The 14,938-nt window shown below is 72.0% G+C and carries 13 protein-coding genes; 6 read left to right on the forward strand and 7 right to left on the reverse strand.

The window, feature by feature from the left end; translation table 11 throughout:
- The first annotated feature begins 47 nt into the window (after positions 1-47).
- Together ACZ7LS_RS26645 and ACZ7LS_RS26650 are read left to right on the forward strand one after the other, a co-directional pair.
- Positions 48-1,529 (forward strand): helix-turn-helix domain-containing protein, encoded by a 1,482-nt coding sequence (locus ACZ7LS_RS26645; protein WP_385134203.1) that lies wholly within the window; start codon positions 48-50, stop codon positions 1,527-1,529.
- Positions 1,530-1,745: 216 nt separating this feature from the next.
- Positions 1,746-2,339 carry a flavodoxin family protein gene (locus ACZ7LS_RS26650; protein WP_382673320.1) on the forward strand — a complete coding sequence of 198 codons (594 nt, stop codon included), beginning with the start codon at positions 1,746-1,748 and terminating at the stop codon, positions 2,337-2,339.
- Between the two features lie 45 nt (positions 2,340-2,384).
- On the opposite strand, the gene ACZ7LS_RS26655 is transcribed toward ACZ7LS_RS26650, so the two are convergent.
- Positions 2,385-5,225 carry a protein kinase domain-containing protein gene (locus tag ACZ7LS_RS26655; RefSeq protein WP_385134206.1) on the reverse strand — a complete coding sequence of 947 codons (2,841 nt, stop codon included), beginning with the start codon at positions 5,223-5,225 and terminating at the stop codon, positions 2,385-2,387.
- A gap of 95 nt (positions 5,226-5,320) precedes the next feature.
- Positions 5,321-6,013 carry an SDR family NAD(P)-dependent oxidoreductase gene (locus tag ACZ7LS_RS26660; RefSeq protein WP_382525834.1) on the reverse strand — a complete coding sequence of 231 codons (693 nt, stop codon included), beginning with the start codon at positions 6,011-6,013 and terminating at the stop codon, positions 5,321-5,323.
- A 112-nt stretch (positions 6,014-6,125) separates the two neighbouring features.
- On the opposite strand from ACZ7LS_RS26660, the gene ACZ7LS_RS26665 reads away from it, so the two are divergent.
- Together ACZ7LS_RS26665 and ACZ7LS_RS26670 are read left to right on the forward strand one after the other, a co-directional pair.
- On the forward strand, positions 6,126-6,965 hold the full coding sequence (locus ACZ7LS_RS26665; RefSeq protein ID WP_382525833.1) for a helix-turn-helix transcriptional regulator: 840 nt from the start codon (positions 6,126-6,128) through the stop codon (positions 6,963-6,965).
- Between the two features lie 603 nt (positions 6,966-7,568).
- Positions 7,569-8,924, forward strand: coding sequence for a sensor histidine kinase (locus ACZ7LS_RS26670; RefSeq protein ID WP_382673327.1), 1,356 nt, complete (start codon positions 7,569-7,571; stop codon positions 8,922-8,924).
- A 42-nt stretch (positions 8,925-8,966) separates the two neighbouring features.
- Here ACZ7LS_RS26670 and ACZ7LS_RS26675 read toward each other — a convergent pair whose 3' ends face one another.
- From ACZ7LS_RS26675 to ACZ7LS_RS26690, 4 genes are read right to left on the reverse strand one after another with little or no spacing between them, the layout of a single operon-like run.
- Complete coding sequence (locus ACZ7LS_RS26675; RefSeq protein ID WP_385137435.1) at positions 8,967-10,175, reverse strand: ABC transporter permease; 1,209 nt, start codon at positions 10,173-10,175, stop codon at positions 8,967-8,969.
- Positions 10,172-10,891: an ABC transporter ATP-binding protein gene (locus ACZ7LS_RS26680; RefSeq protein ID WP_382525827.1), complete on the reverse strand. Its 720-nt coding sequence runs from the start codon at positions 10,889-10,891 to the stop codon at positions 10,172-10,174. Before ACZ7LS_RS26680 ends, ACZ7LS_RS26675 begins: the two co-directional genes overlap by 4 nt.
- Positions 10,888-11,949 (reverse strand): peptidoglycan-binding protein, encoded by a 1,062-nt coding sequence (locus tag ACZ7LS_RS26685; protein WP_385137437.1) that lies wholly within the window; start codon positions 11,947-11,949, stop codon positions 10,888-10,890. The genes ACZ7LS_RS26680 and ACZ7LS_RS26685 overlap by 4 nt, the downstream gene beginning before the upstream one ends.
- Before the next feature lie 30 nt (positions 11,950-11,979).
- Positions 11,980-12,453, reverse strand: a complete 474-nt coding sequence (locus ACZ7LS_RS26690; protein WP_382525823.1) for a hypothetical protein — start codon at positions 12,451-12,453, stop codon at positions 11,980-11,982.
- A 125-nt stretch (positions 12,454-12,578) separates the two neighbouring features.
- Between ACZ7LS_RS26690 and ACZ7LS_RS26695 the strand changes: the two genes are divergently transcribed.
- Both ACZ7LS_RS26695 and ACZ7LS_RS26700 read left to right on the forward strand, forming a co-directional pair.
- The gene (locus ACZ7LS_RS26695) at positions 12,579-13,250 is read left to right on the forward strand and encodes a response regulator transcription factor (protein ID WP_382673335.1); all 672 of its coding nucleotides are present in this window, start codon (positions 12,579-12,581) and stop codon (positions 13,248-13,250) included.
- Entirely contained in the window at positions 13,247-14,593 is a 1,347-nt protein-coding gene (locus ACZ7LS_RS26700; RefSeq protein WP_385137439.1) for a sensor histidine kinase, read from the forward strand. The genes ACZ7LS_RS26695 and ACZ7LS_RS26700 overlap by 4 nt, the downstream gene beginning before the upstream one ends.
- A gap of 39 nt (positions 14,594-14,632) precedes the next feature.
- Here the strand turns inward: ACZ7LS_RS26700 and ACZ7LS_RS26705 are convergent.
- On the reverse strand, positions 14,633-14,938 hold a 306-nt coding region (locus ACZ7LS_RS26705; protein WP_385372072.1), incomplete at its 5' end, for a winged helix-turn-helix domain-containing protein.

Raw genomic sequence — 14,938 nt, forward strand, 5'->3', positions numbered from 1 at the left:
CCGTGCCCGCGCGTGCGGGCGGGCCGTATCTCGCCGAAGCTGAACGGATGGACAGTGACGGGCTGGTGGCGCGCCGGCTGATCGAGGCGGCGGCACGCTCCGGCGCCTCGCTGATCGCGGAGACCGCCGCCGCGGTCTCCGGATGGGCGGTTCTGGTGGACCCGACCACGGGCGCCGTCTACAGCTCACCGGACCGCGCCGCCGCGGCGGGAATCAGCGCCGCGGCGGAGGCCGGGGGCGTGGCGGGGGGTGTGGCGGGGGCCGGGGGCGTGGCGCGGGCGCGGGCGCGGGCGCGGTCCGGGGATACCGACGGCGGTACGGATACGACGGTCCGGCAGGTGGTGGGAGCCGCGCTCGTGGTCCACGCCGGCCCGGACGTCTCCGCCCACCGGGCCGATCTGGTGACCAGGGCCACGGCCGGACTGCTCGAAGTACGTGCCCGCCGCGCGGAAGAGCTCACGAGCGCGGAGATGCGGCTGCACGCCGTGCTGACGCGCCTGCTGCTGCACGGCGAAACCGGTCTCGCGGCGGAGATCATCGGGGGACTGACCTCGCACGCCACCGTCTACCGGCTCTCCGGCGGCGCGGATCCGCAGGCCGCGTACCAGGCGGTGTGGCGCGCGCTGCTGCCCACCGGCGCCCGGCAGGGCGCGCCCACGCTCATCACCCTCCTCGACGGTGAGCTGGTCGTCGTCGCCCTCCATGACGCGGCACGGGACGACGGGCGGGTCCTGCGGCTCATCGCCCGCTCGGCGGAGCGGTACGGACTGCTCGGCGGTGTCGCGGACCCGGCGCCGCTCGCCATGCTGGCGGCGGCCTTCGCCGAGGCCGGGCAGGCACGCGCCGGGGCGGCGGCGGGCCACCGGCTGGTCCCCGCCGCCGGGCTCGGAGACCGCGCCCTGCTGCGGATCATCCCGCCCGACCGGCTCTCCGCCTGGGCGTCCTCCCTGCTGGGCCCGCTCACACCACCCCAGCGCCAGGCGCTGGAGGGATGGCTGCGCACCGGATCGATCGGAGCCATGGCACAGATGCTGGGGATCTCCCGGGGCACCGCGCGCTCCCGGCTGCGGAGGGCCGCCGAGCGGCTGGGAGGTCTGGAGACGCCTCTCGCCCTGGCGCAGCTCGCCCTCGCGCTGCGTGCCCCGGCGGGCGGCCCCGCGGAGCCGGCCGGGTCCGCCGGCACGGGCCCGCCCGCCGCGCTCCCCACGGAACTCGTGGACGCCGCGCTGGCACGCCGTTGGGCCACCGCGCTGACCGAACCGCTCGACACGGCGCAGCGGATCGCCCTGCGCGTCTGGCTCGGCCATCTCGGCAGCGTCGCCCCGGCCGCCGGGGAACTCGGCCTGCACCGCACGACGCTCCGGCGGTGGCTGGAGGAGATCGGCCGGCTCCTGGACGTGGACCTGTCGTCCGCCGCCGTCCGCGCCGACCTCTATCTGGCGCTGGAGACCCTCGCCGGCGCTGACGACTCCCCCGGCGCGCTGCCACGCCGGGGAGGGCGTACGTACCAGCGGTCCGCGGCCCCCTGAGAACGGCCGAACTCCCGTCCCCGGCGCACTCGCCCGTCGGTTGCGGAGGTGACGAAGCGGCCTGCCACCCGCCAGGACGTTTCATGTCGGACACCGCCGGAATATCCACCGGCGCACGGGAGTTGGCACCGGCGAACTCACCGATTCCCCCGGTCGGCGAGCGGCTCGGGGTCCTTCGGCGCCCGCGGCCCGGGGGTTCCCGAGACCGGAGCAGACATGACCACCGACACGACCCGTGGCGCGGACCGCTCGTTCCTCTTCGTCCTCGGCAGCTCCCGCTCCGACGGCAACACCGAGATCCTCGCGCGGGCCGCCGCCCAGCAGTTACCCGCGAGTGTGCCGCAGCGCTGGGTGGACCTGGCCGACCTGCCGTTGCCCGACTTCCAGGACGGGCGGCACGAGACCGACACCTGGTCGGCCGGGGAGTACGAGGAGACGCTGCGGCAGGCCACGCTGGAGGCGACCGACATCGTCATCGCCTCGCCCCTGTACTGGTACACCCTCTCCGCGCAGATGAAGCGCTACCTCGACTACTGGTCGGGCTGGCTGACGGTGACGGACTCGGACTTCGCGGAGCGGATGGCGGGCCGCACTCTGTGGGGGGTGTCGGTCATGTCGGCCGACGACGAGGCCGTCGGCGCCGGGCTGGTGACCACCCTCAACAACTCGGCGGCGTATCTGCGGATGCGGTTCGGCGGGGTGCTGTTCGGCAACGGCTCCCGGCCGGGTCAGATACGGAACGACGAGCGGGCGGCGCTCCGCGCCAAGACGTTCTTCCAGCAGGAGGCCCCGCTCGCCCAGTTCCCGTGAGGGGCCGGCCCCCGGTGAGAGTCCGGGCCCCCGGCGCCGGCGCGTTCACGCTCGGTGGACCGCCTCCTCAGGGGCCTCTCTGAACGCGTCCGCGGTCGTGGTGACGATACGGGGACTGTCGATCAGCGCCTCGTCGATCACCCTGGCGAGGCGGCGGGGCACCGACGGGCCCCGGTCCCGGACCGGGACGGCGGGCTCCCGCAGCAGTACCGCGAGGGGGTCGACCCCGGGCGGGAAGTCGCGAGGGGTGGCGCCGGTCAGCATGCGGTACAGGGCGGCGGCCGTGGCCCAGACATCGACCTCGGGCTTGGCGTACTTGTAGTCGACGACTTGGGTACGGGGCATGTACGCCACGGTTCCGGCCACCGTACCGGTGCGGGTGAGGCCGGCGTCGGACAGGGTGGTGCGCCGCCCGGCGCCCGTGACGGCCTGCCAGCTGTCGAGCAGCGCCCGGTGGCGCCGGTAGCCCGGGACGGCTCGGGCCCGGCGCAGTTCGTCGGCCGCGGCACCGGCCCGGCCCTCGTTCAGCAGCGCCGTCGTACGGTCGAGAGCGCGGCGCACCACCCCGCTCTCCCGCACGCGTTCCGTCGCCGCGCGCGGAAGCGGGTAGCTCCATGGCGCGGGCGGCCCCGGGGGTGCCAGCTCCCTGAGCGTGAGCCTGCCGTGCGCACCGCCCGTCAGTGCCAGCCGGCCATCGGTGCCGAAGGCGACCGAGTAGCTGCCTTCCCGCCACGACCGGAAGCATCTGCCGACGGGCAGCTCCCACAGTTCGGTGGTGTTCGTGGCGCCGCCGAGGGCACAACGCCCGTCGGCGCTCACGCCGTAGTAGTAGCCCAGTCCGCCGGGGCGGACGATGGCGGAGCGCCGCTCGCGGCCCGTCGCCACGTCCCGGATCCGTACGCCGGAGCCGCCGCTGGTCGTGACCGCGGTCCGTCCGTCGGCGCTCAGCGCCGCATCGCGGAAGCCGGTCTCGATGGTGCGCAGGACCTGGCCGGTGCCGGGATCCCACACCAGCAGGCCGGCGTCCGTTCCGGTCTTCCACCGGTCGCGTGTCAGTGCGACGCGGCCGTCCGCGCCGAGGGCCAGTCCATGGGCGGTCCCGCCGACGCGCGTACCGTCCGGGCCCGCCTTCAGTTCGCGCAGGCAGCGGCCGGTCGTGGTGTCCCACACCTGCATGACGCCGTTGTTGTGCGCGGTCAGCGCGGTCAGGCCGTCCGCGCTCATCGCCACGTCGCCGGGGCCGAACTTCACCGGGTTCGCCCCGTGGTCGAGGGTGTGGAGGAGCCGGCCGGTACGCAGGTCCCAGATCCGCGCGGCGCCGTCGGGCGACGCGGTGACCGCCCGGTGTGCCTCCGCGTCGGCCGCCAGGCCGTAGATCCCCCACTGGCTGTCCGTCGCGGTGGTGACCCGTACGCAGCGGCGGCCGGCGAGGTCCCAGACGCGGACCGTCCGGTCGGTGGCGGCGGAGACGCCGGTGCGGCCGTCCCGGCTCACGGCCACCCCGTACACGATGCCGGTGTGACCGGTCAGCACGGCGTCCTGACCGGTCCGTGGTGCGCGGTCGGCGCGTCCGAGCGCGTCGGTGATCTCCGGGTTGCCGGGCGCGCGCTCCGCGGCGGCCCGCAGCAGCTCCGCCGCGGACTCGGCGTCGCCGCGCTCCAGGTCCACCAGGCCCAGCAGATACGCGGCACGCCAGCCTTCCGGCTGAGCCGCGCGTACCCCTTCCAGATCGACGATCACCTGAGCGTCGGTCAGCCGCCCGGCCCGCCACAGGTACAGGCTCCGGTTGTACACCGCGTGCGGGTTGTGGGGATCGGCCTCCGCGGCGCGCTGCCACAGGGCCTCGGCTTCGTCCGGCCGCCCGAGGTCCAGCAGGGAGAGTGCCTGGTTGGACAGCCCGTCGGCGAGCCGTACCGCGGTCAGCGGTTCCGGCCTCGGGTACGGCTCCCCCAGGGCCGCCGCGTGGATCCCGGCCAGTTCGCCGGCGAGTTCGCCCATGTCCTCGGGCCGGTCCGCCGGGACCCAGGCGAGGCAGCGCTCCAGCAGGGTCGCCAGGCCGGCGGGGAGGGCCGGGGTGGCCGGGATCCGTTCGTCGCCGGCCTCCTCCGCGACGAACGCGGCGAGCACCTCGGCCCCCGTCTGCCCGTACTGGCACGGCGGGTGGCCGACGAACATCTCCAGCACGGTCAGGGCCCACGACCAGGTGTCGGTCGCCCGGGTGAGCCGGGTCCTCGGCCGCCCGGAGTCCTCCGTCCATAAGGCGGCCTCCGCCTGCTCGGGGGAGCAGAAGGCCGGTGTCATGCCGCCGTACCCGGCCAGTAGGCTCGCGCCGGGCGGCACCACGGTGCTCTCCCCCGCCGCGGCGGGGGCCTTGGCCAGTCCGAAATCGGTCACCTTGGTGGTGCCGTCGCGGGCGAGCAGCACATTGGCGGGCTTGACGTCCTGGTGGATCAGCCCGTGCCGGTGTGCGTGCTGCAGCCCCCACGCGGTCTGGACGGCGATGTCGAGGATGCGGCGCAGGGCCTCGCGGTGACCGCCGGTGTAGAGGTGTCCGTCGCGCACGGCCCCGGCGAGGCTGCCCCCGTCCAGCCATTCGGCGAACACCGCGGGCACGCCGCCGGGCGTGCGCACGTACACGCGGTTCACCGTGTGCGGATGCTCGCCGAGACCGACCCAGGTCGCGGCCTCGGCCTCGAAGTCCCGCAGTCCCTTCTCCGTGGTGGCCAGGGCGGGCCGGGGTACCTTCACCGCCAGCTCCACGTTCCAGTCGCGGTGCAGGACCCGGTAGACCAGTCCCATCCCGCCGCCGCGGATCACGTCCCTGACCTCGTAGAGGTCCAGGATCACGGCACCGGGACGCCACTCGTCGGGTACGTGCCTCGCCACTCGCCCACTTCTCCGTCCGGAGCCCACTACAGGACACGTCACAGTGTGCCCAACCACTCACGGACGGACCAGTGTTCACGGACCGGCGCAGGGGATTACCAGGGCAGCGGGCCTGCGGCGTCGAAGTAGCCCCCGGTGGGGCCGTCGGGGCGCACCCGCGCCATGCGGACGATGATCTCGGCGCCCTCCTCGACGGTCTGCGTGCCGCTGTGGCCGTTCAGGTCCGTCGCGGTGTAGCCGGGTTCCACCGCGTTGATCCGCATGTCCGGGAACGCCTTCGCGTACTGCACGGTGATCATGTTGAGCGCGGCCTTCGACGCCGGGTAGGCGACCCCCGGGTACGCGTAGGTCGGCGTGCCCACCGTGGAGACCAGGGTCTTCGAGGCCAGGCCGCTGCTGACGTTGACCACGACGGGGGCGGCGGACCGGCGCAGCAGCGGGAGGAACGCGTGGGTGACACGCACGACGCCGAAGACGTTCGTGTCGAACGTGGTCCGCAGCGTATCGGCGGTCACCTCCGCAGCACCGGACTCGTTCCTCTCGATGCCGGCGTTGTTGACCAGTACGTCCAGTCCGCCGTCGGCCTCGATGGCGCGTGCCGCGGCGGCGACCGACGCGTCGTCGGTGACATCGAGCACGACCGTCCGCGCCCCCAGCAGTTCGGCGGCGCGGCGCCCGCGCTCGGGGTCCCGGCTGCCCACGTAGACAGTGTGGCCCGCTTCCACGAGCCGTCGGGCGGTCTCGAAACCGAGACCCTTGTTCGCTCCGGTGATCAGTGTTGTTGTCATGTGTCCAGGTTCCGGCGGGGCGGTGCGGTCAGCCAGTGGTCGCGTCTTCCTGGGACCACCGGTACCAGGCCGCACCGCGGCCGGCGGCCGGCGGCGGTGCACACTGGTGGGTATGGCGACAGCGGAGTTCGGCAAGGCGGTGCGCCGCCGGCGCGACCGGGTCTCGCCGGAGACCGTCGGGCTGCCCGCCGGCGGGCACCGGCGCGCGGCCGGACTGCGCCGCGAGGAGCTGGCCCTGCTGGCCGGGATCTCCGTCGACTACATCACCCGCCTCGAACAGGGCCGCGCCGCCCACCCGTCGGCGCAGGTCGTCGAAGCCCTGGCCAGGGCCCTGCGGCTGTCGGGAACCGAGCGCGCACACCTGTTCCGGCTGGCCGGGCTGGCCCCGCCGGGCCCGGAGACCGTACCCGCGTACATCACACCGAGCGTCCAGCGGATGCTGGACAGACTGACCGGAACACCCGTCGCGGTCTTCGACGCGACCTGGACGCTGCTCATGGCCAACCCTCCGTACGCGGCGCTGATGGGCGATCCGTCCGGATGGCGTGGCAACGAACGCAACGGAGTGTGGCGCAATCTGCTCGGCCCCGGCAGCCGGGTCCGGCACACACCGGAGGCCCGGCGCGCGTTCGAGGCCGCCCTGGTCGCCGACCTGCGCGCGGCGGCCGGCCGCTACCCCGCCGATCAGCGGCTGCGGCGCCTCGTCGAAGAACTGCGCACGCACAGCGAGCGGTTCACCGAGCTGTGGGAGTCCGGCGCCGTCGGCCATCACGAGGCCGCGCGCAAGACCGTCGATCACCCGCGCGTGGGCCCACTCACACTGGACTGCGACGTGCTCACCGTGGCGACCGGCGACCTGCGCATCATGGTCTACACAGCCGAACCCGGCACCGCCGACGCCGAACGCCTCGCGCTGCTCACCGTGATCGGCACCCAGACCCTCGCCGGATAGCCACCCCACCCGACGTGCGTATCCCGGAGGTCCGGGTTTCGCTGGAGGTGCTGTCCGGCCGCGTACATCCTTCAGCCACCCCCGTGTCCGGGGCCGGACAGCCCGGTCCGACGCGGTGTCCGGGATGCGACAGCACGTCATACCGGTCAGACTGACGGCGCGGGAGACGACGGTCCAATGAGGCAGCCGACTGTTCTCACTGGACCGTCCCCCGTCCAGTCGCCGTCGTCCTTGACACGGGATGACATGGACACGAGCGCGCTTGACACACCCGAAGTCGCCGCGCTTCGCTTGCGGCTTCGGAAGTGCGAACGCGTGAACGCGTGAACGCGACAATGGATTCGAATCGCGGAAGAACCCGCATGGCGGAATTCCGTGAACGCGAACGATCCGGCGTTCGAGCGGGCCGGGAAAGCGTGCACGCCGATCGGCGGCGAACTCGACGGAATCACTGCCGAACTCATAGAGAAGAGAGCACATCGAAGTGAGAGACGCGGCAGCGGGAACCAGGAACCGTGAAGGACGCGCGCGTACGCGGCGCAACGTCCCGATGGCCATGGCATCGGCCGTGGCGGGCGGGCATTCACGCCCGGCACCGGCCCCGTGAGCAGCGTCCGGCTCCGGCTCACCATCCGCACCCGATTGACGCTCACCTACGCGGGCCTTTTCGCGGCGGCCGCCGTGGCGATGATCGGCCTGCTCTACGCCTTCATGAAATACGTCCCGGTCTACAGCGAAAGCCTGACGACCCACGGCGGCGTCCTGAAAAGCGGCACCACCACGGCCGGTCCTCCCGGGCCCGGTCACCTCACCCACAGCGCGGACAACATGGTCGCGGCGACGGACTGCGAGGTCCCGTTCGCCGAGAAAGTGCGCACGTTCGCTGCGCGTTTGAGCGCACCAGGCGACGGCGAATCCACCGCCGCCGTCTGTGGGTCCGCGAGCGGCGGGAAAAGCTCGTTCGAGGTCTCCACCAAGGCGGACTTCCTTGAGGCGCTGTTGCTGTTCAGCGCGGTGGCTCTTCTGGTGTTGCTGGTGATCGCGGTGGTCCTCGGCTGGTTCGTGGCGGGGCGCATGCTGGCGCCGCTCCAGCGGATCACCGCGACCGCCCGGAGCATCGCCGGGTCCACACTGCACGAGCGGATCGCGCTGGCCGGGCCGAAGGACGAGATCAGGGAACTCGCCGACACCTTCGACGCGATGCTCCAGCGTCTGGACAAGGCGTTCCAGGCGCAGAGCCGGTTCGCGGCGAACGCCTCGCATGAGCTGCGCACCCCGCTGGCCGGTATGCGCACCCTGCTCCAGGTGGCGCTCGCCGCGCCCGGCGAGTACCGGCTGGAGGACCTGGGCCCCGACCTGCTCACCCTCAACCGGCGCTCCACCGAGATCACGGAGGCGCTGCTGGTCCTGGCCCGCGCCGACCACGGCGCGATCGCCGAGGAAACCGTCGAACTGGCCGCCCTGGCACGGGAGGTGTGTACGCAGGCGACGCCGGCGGCGGCCGAGGCGGGGGTGGCGCTGAGCGCGTCGGTGGGCCGGGGCCGGGTCCTCGGCGACCGGGTCCTGCTACGGCAGCTGGTCACCAACCTCGTCGACAACGCGGTCCGCCACAACCACCCGGGCGGAACGGTGACCGTGGCGGTGGACGAGCGGCCCGGCCACGATGTCCGGCTCGTCGTACACAACACCGGACGCGCGCTCAGCCGCACCGACGTGGACCGCGCCCTGGAACCGTTCCACCGCCTCGACACCCGCCAGACCAGCCGCTCGGGCCGTCCGGCGGGACACGGCCTCGGCCTCGCCATCGTGGAGTCGATCGTCCGCGCACATCACGGAACCCTCCACGCGGAACCACCCCCGGACGGCGGCCTCCACATCACCATCACCCTGCCCGCCCCCGCACACGTACCCACTCGCACGACAGCAGGCGCGACGGGGGGCCGTGAGCGGGAGGGGTAGGCCCGAAGGCCCGTCCTCACCTTCGAGGACGGGCCCGGCGTTCTACGAGGCGTGCAGGGCCAGCGTCGGGGACATCTTCGAGGCGCGGACCGCCGGATAGAGCCCGGCGACCGTACCGATCACCAGCGTCGCTCCGAACCCGCCCGCCATCGCCCAGGGGGGTATCGTCCACGGCATCCCGGACACGTTGGCGTAGATGTAGGTGGCCAGCGCCCCGAGGACGACTCCGGCCAGGCCGCCCAGGCCGGACAGCATCAGCGATTCGGTGACGAACTGCAGCCGTATCTGGCCGCGTGTGGCTCCGAACGACCGTCGCAGGCCGATCTCGTGTTTCCGTTCCAGTACGGAGATGATCATGGTGTTGGCGATGCCGACCCCGCCGACCAGCAGCGCGACCCCGCCGAGCCCGAGCAGCAGGCTGGAGAAGGCTCCCTCGGACGCTGTCTTGGCCTGGAGTGCCGCCGACGGGTCGGAGACATCTATCTCGTGCGGGGCTTCGGGGTTGACCGTGCGCGCCAGCAACTCCCTGACCCGCTCGACCTGGTCGTCGGCCGAGCGTTCGTAGAGTGATGTCGGGTGGCCGTCGAATCCGAGCAGTTTCTGTGCGTTCTCCCAGCCCACCAGCGCGGTGTTGTCGATCTCGGGTGCGAGCGGCAGCGGTCGCAGGATGCCGAGGACCGTGTAGTACTCGTCACCCACGCGGATCCGCTGTCCCGCCTCGGTGATCCCGAGGCGTTCGGCCGCCGCGGTTCCGAGGACGACGGAGGGGTAGGAACCGGTGGCGCCGTTGAACCAGGTGCCCGTCGCCATGGAGCCGCGCAGTGTGTTCTTGAGACCCTCGGTGGCGGCGCTGACCTGGATGCCTCCGGTCTGTTCCTTGGGGATGTGCTCGGAGCGGTAGACGCTGGCGTCGACACTGCCGGTCGCGGCGACGTGCTCCACACCGTCGATCCGGCTGACCATCCGCAGCGCGCTCTTGGGGAGCCTGACCTCCTCGTCGCTGAAGAGCGACTGGCCCGGTTTGACGACCAGCATGTTGGTGCCGAGCCGGTCCAGGTCCCGCATGAGTTTGGCCTTGCTGGACGCGGAGATGCCGACCACGGCGATCATCGTCGCGATCCCGATGGCGATGCCCAGTGCGGAAAGGACGACGCGTACGGGCCGGCCGCGCAGTCCCGCCGAACCGACCTGTGCGACGTCCCGGAGACCGAGCCGGGAGGGGACGAGCCTTCGGCCGCGGCGGCTCGTCATCGCACACCTGCCGGAATGGCGCGCACGGTGTCCTCGACGACCCGCCCGTCGCGGATACGGACCTGGCGCGGCAGCGCGTCGGCCAGTTCGCGGTCGTGGGTGATGACGGCGATCGTCGCGCCGTCCGCGTTGAGTTCGTGCAGCAGCTCCATGACGGCGTCGCCCGACGCGGAGTCCAGTGCCCCGGTCGGTTCGTCCGCCAGCAGGAGTTCCGGTTCTCCGGCCACCGCCCGTGCGATGGCCACACGCTGCTGCTGCCCTCCGGAGAGGGCGTGCGGCCGGTGGCTCATCCGGTCCGCGAGACCCACGCGTTCCAGGGCGCTCGCCGCGCGGCGGCGGCGTTCGGCGGGTGGCAGGCCGGAGTAGCGCAGTCCTTCGGCGACATTGCCCAGCGCGGTGGCGCTGGGCACCAGATGGAACGCCTGGAAGATGAAGCCGATGTGGCGGGCGCGCAGGGCGGACAGCTGCCGGTCGCGCAGCCGCCCCACGTCGTGGCCCGCGATGCCGACCGTACCGGCCGTGGGCCGGTCGAGGGTGCCGAGGATGTGCAGGAGCGTGGACTTGCCCGAACCGGACGGGCCGACGATGGCGAGCAGTTCACCGGCCCGGATGCTCAGGTCCACACCGCCCAGCGCCGTCACACCGCCGGGATACTCCTTGGTGACACCACACAGCTCGGCGACCGGCTCCGCGGACGGCGGGTGGGACATGGTCATGCCGGGACCCCCACTTTCATCCCCGCGCGCAGGCCCCCGCCCGACACCTCGACACGGCCATTGGCGAAGATGCCGAGTTTCACCCTCACGTCCCGCGCGGTGCCGCCCTCGGCCACCCGGACGCCGAAGCCGCCCCCGTCCACGGCCAGCAGCGCTTCCACCGGTACGGACAGGACGTCCTCACGCCGTTCGCCGGTGAGGAACACGGTGACCGGTGCCTTGTCGACACCGGCGACCTTGTCCGGGTCGTCGAACTCCACCGTCACCTTGATCACCGGCTCCTTGTCCGAGGACTGCTCGTCCGTCCGCGCGGTGCGGCCGATGGAGCTGATCCGGCCCTTGGCGGTGGACCCGTCGGGCAGCTCGACCTTGACGGCGTCACCCGGTTTGTACTTTCCGGCCTTCGCCACCTCCAGATCGAACTGCACCACCCGCTCGGAGCTGGTCGTACTCAGTACGGGCGCGCCGGGAGCCACACGCGCACCGACCGACACCTCGGCGTCCTGTACGCGGACGGCGGCGGGCGCGAAGGCGATACTGTCCGGCCCGATCTTCCCGGTCTGCTTCAGGCCCTGGCTCTTCTGCCACGCCTTGACACCCCGCGCGGTGCCCTCGGTGAACTCGTCGTCGGCCGCGAGACCGGATCCGAAGCCGAGCGCGATGAGGTTGGCCTTGAGCTGGCGCACGTCGTCCCCTTCGTCGCCGCGCTCCATCACCCGGTAGACGGGGGTCTGGCCGTACATGAGGAACACGGGAGACCCGTCGATCTCGTACAGCTTGCCGTCACGCTCGATGGTCTTGCCGCCGCCCGGCAGCCAGGTGACGACTCCCTGCCCCTCGGTGGTGATCTTGCGCTCGGCCGAGAATCCGAGCGTGCCCTTGGCCTTGTCCGAGGTGACCAGGTCGCCCTTGGTGACGCCGGCGGTCGCGGTGGGCACGGCGAGCCGCTCCGCCTCCGGCTGTGAACCGGAATCGCCAGGCATCACGACGACCGCCGCTCCCCCCATCGCGACCAGTGCCGTAGCCCCCAGGGTGAGCAGGAACTTCTTGTGTTTCATACGGAGTGCCTTTCCTCGCGGGGGTGTGCGTCAGCCGGTCTTCGCCGCGCAGACCTTGTCGGCGGCGGCGAACGCGGCCTTGTCCCCCTCCGGGATCTGCCCGACCTTGGCACGGCCTCCCTCGAACTCCGGATCCGGAAAGTCGAGGCCCTCCTTGCGCATGCACTCGGCGTAGGCCAGCATCTTGTCCTTCATCTCCTGTTCCATGCCGGCGTCGGCCTGGCCACCCCCCACTTCGCAGTCCTTCATGGCCTGCGCGAATTCGTCCTCCGACATCGATCCCGGATCGATCTGTCCGCCCTGGCCGTCCTTCGGATCGGTGACCCTCGCGCCCTTCTTGCGCAGGCAGTCGTTGGCCTTCGCCCGCTTGTCGTCACTCGTGCTCTGGCCTGCGCCCCCACCCGACGAATCCTTGCTGTCGGAGCCGCCTGAGCAACCGGTGAGGAAGAGCGCGAGTACCGATATCGCGCACACCGTGGCCATCTGGATCTTCTTCGTCTGCATGAGCTGCCTCCCGGGGCACGAGCGTTCCGAACGTGGTGGGGAGACGGTGACAGCGATGTGTGTTTCATCGCTTTCACCGAAGCCGTAACACCCGTGAAACCTCTTCTTCGGGTACACAGGTATCCATGCGCGTGCTTGTTGTGGAGGACGAGGAGTTCCTCGCCGAGATGATCGCGGAAGGGCTTCGCCAGAACGCCTTCGCCGTCGATGTGGCGGGCGACGGCCTGGAGGCTGTGCGACGTCTGACCTTCGGCGCGTACGACGTGATCGTTCTGGACCGCGATCTGCCCGGACTGCCCGGCGACGAGGTATGCCGGCAGGTCGTCGAGCGCGGGCTCCTCACCCGCATCCTGATGCTGACCGCGTCCGGTACGGTCCACGACCGGGTGGAGGGCCTCGCCCTGGGGGCGGACGACTATCTGTCCAAGCCGTTCGCGTACGAGGAACTGGTGGCCCGCGTCCTGGCCCTGGGCCGCCGCTCCACCCCCATGCTTCCTCCCGTGATCCGGCGCGCGGGCGTCGTGCTCGACACCTCAGCGCGCCAGGCACGACGCGACGGCCGCCCGCTGCGGCTGACCCTGAAGGAGTTCGCCGTGCTGGAAACACTCCTGCGGGCGTCCGGGAGTGTGGTCAGCAGTGATGATCTCGTCGAGCAGGTGTGGCAGGAGGAGATCAGCTACCGCACGAACACGGTACGGGTCACACTCAGCCGGCTCCGCACGAAGCTCGGCCCGCCCGATGTGATCGAGACCGTCCCGGGTGCCGGATACCGTATCGCCGCCGAGGACGACCGGTGACCAGGGGCGGACCGTCGTCCCCCGCCTCCGGCCGGACGTCCCCCACCCCCGGCCGGAGCGCCCGGCGCTTCCGGTCGCCGGCGCTCGGCAGCGAACGCGCCCGCCTCACCGCGCTCTGCACGCTCATGCTTCTGCTGGCCGGGGGCGGTCTCATCGCGCTGATCTACGTGTTGCTGGGGCAGGGGCTGTACACGAGCATCGGCGGGGCGGTGATGAGGCTCCCCGCGACGAAGATGATGGAGCGTCCCGGCGGCGAACAGGGTTCACCGACGTCCTCCGCCACCACGCCCATGACCGAGCCGACTCCGCTGCTGAGCCCCGCCCCCACCACCGATGCCGGCGCCGATGCCGACACCGGCTGGATCGAAAGGGGCCAGATCCTCGGTAAGGCGGAATCCACCAAGTTCATCGACGACGTCCGGTCCGCCGCCCTCAACGATCTGCTCATCGTCTCCCTGATCGCCCTCGTCGCGTTCGCCGCCGCCGCGGTCGCCGTCGCCTGGTGGATGGCCGGCCGCGTACTGCGCCCCGTACGCCATGTCACCGAGACCGCGCGGCTCCTCTCCGCAACGAACCTCCACAAACGCATCGACCTGCGCGCGCCGCCCGGCGAGCTGAAGGTGCTCGCCGACACCTTCGACGAGATGCTCGACCGCATACAACAACTCGTCAACGCCCAGCAGCGGTTCGCCGCCAACGCCGCGCACGAACTGCGCACCCCCCTGACCCTCCAGCGGGCCGCCGCCGAGATCGGCCTCGCGGGCGACCCGGACCCCCACCAGGTGGCCCGGATCCGTACCAAGCTCATCGAGACCGCCGAGCACCAGGGACATCTGATCGAGGGCCTGCTGCTCCTCGCCGCGTCCGAGCAGGGTATGCGCCGCCGGGAGCCGGTCGACCTGCACCAGGTCGCGCGGGCCGTGGTCCTCGCGGCCTGCTCCGAGGCGGCCGGCCACGACGTCACACCCCATCTCGATCTCCAGCCACTGCGGACCACGGGCGACCCCGTTCTGCTTCAACAGCTGACACACAACCTGGTGAGCAACGCGATCCGGCACAACCGTCCGGGCGGCAGTGTGAGCGTCCGCACCGGCGCGGGTTTCCTGGAAGTGAGCAACACCGGTGCGGTGATCCCCACCCCGACCGTCCCGCTGCTCTTCGAGCCCTTCCGCCGCGTCGAGGTACGCCGTCACGCCCCGGGCGAGGGGGTCGGCCTCGGCCTCTCCATCGTCGCCGCCATCGCCCGTGCACACGGCGCCACGGCCGAGGCGACGGCCAACCCCGGGGGCGGCCTCACGATCCGTGTGCGCTTCGTGTGTGATGAGCCGCCCGGCAGGTCCTAGAGGCGTGTGCCGGCCCCGTGAGCCGGCTCCGGACGGTGGTCACGGGGCCGGTGCCAGGTAATAGCCGACACCGGTCATCGTGTGCAGCAGGGCCGGTTCACCCAGCTTGCGGCGCAGGGTGGAGACGGTGACGCGTACGGAGTTGGTGAACGGGTCCGCGTGCTCGTCCCACGCCTTCTCCAGCAGCGTCTCCGCGCTGATCACCCCGCCCCCGGCCGCCGTCAGGAGATGCAGCACGGCGAACTCCTTTCGCGTCAGCCGCAGATACCGGCCCTCCCGGTACGCCTCACGCCGGAACGGGTCCAGCCGCAGCCCCGCGTACTCCAGAACCGGCGGCGGCGGAGT

The sequence above is a fragment of the Streptomyces sp. NPDC039430 genome (assembly GCF_055639435.1).

Excerpts from the sequence above, each read along its gene's own strand:
- ACZ7LS_RS26645 (WP_385134203.1), top strand. The coding sequence starts at position 48 with ATGGACAGTGACGGGCTGGTGGCGCGCCGGCTGATCGAGGCGGCGGCA.
- ACZ7LS_RS26650 (WP_382673320.1), top strand. The coding sequence starts at position 1,746 with ATGACCACCGACACGACCCGTGGCGCGGACCGCTCGTTCCTCTTCGTC.
- ACZ7LS_RS26660 (WP_382525834.1), bottom strand. The coding sequence starts at position 6,013 with ATGACAACAACACTGATCACCGGAGCGAACAAGGGTCTCGGTTTCGAG.
- ACZ7LS_RS26665 (WP_382525833.1), top strand. The coding sequence starts at position 6,126 with ATGGCGACAGCGGAGTTCGGCAAGGCGGTGCGCCGCCGGCGCGACCGG.
- ACZ7LS_RS26675 (WP_385137435.1), bottom strand. The coding sequence starts at position 10,175 with ATGACGAGCCGCCGCGGCCGAAGGCTCGTCCCCTCCCGGCTCGGTCTC.
- ACZ7LS_RS26680 (WP_382525827.1), bottom strand. The coding sequence starts at position 10,891 with ATGACCATGTCCCACCCGCCGTCCGCGGAGCCGGTCGCCGAGCTGTGT.
- ACZ7LS_RS26685 (WP_385137437.1), bottom strand. The coding sequence starts at position 11,949 with ATGAAACACAAGAAGTTCCTGCTCACCCTGGGGGCTACGGCACTGGTC.
- ACZ7LS_RS26690 (WP_382525823.1), bottom strand. The coding sequence starts at position 12,453 with ATGCAGACGAAGAAGATCCAGATGGCCACGGTGTGCGCGATATCGGTA.
- ACZ7LS_RS26695 (WP_382673335.1), top strand. The coding sequence starts at position 12,579 with ATGCGCGTGCTTGTTGTGGAGGACGAGGAGTTCCTCGCCGAGATGATC.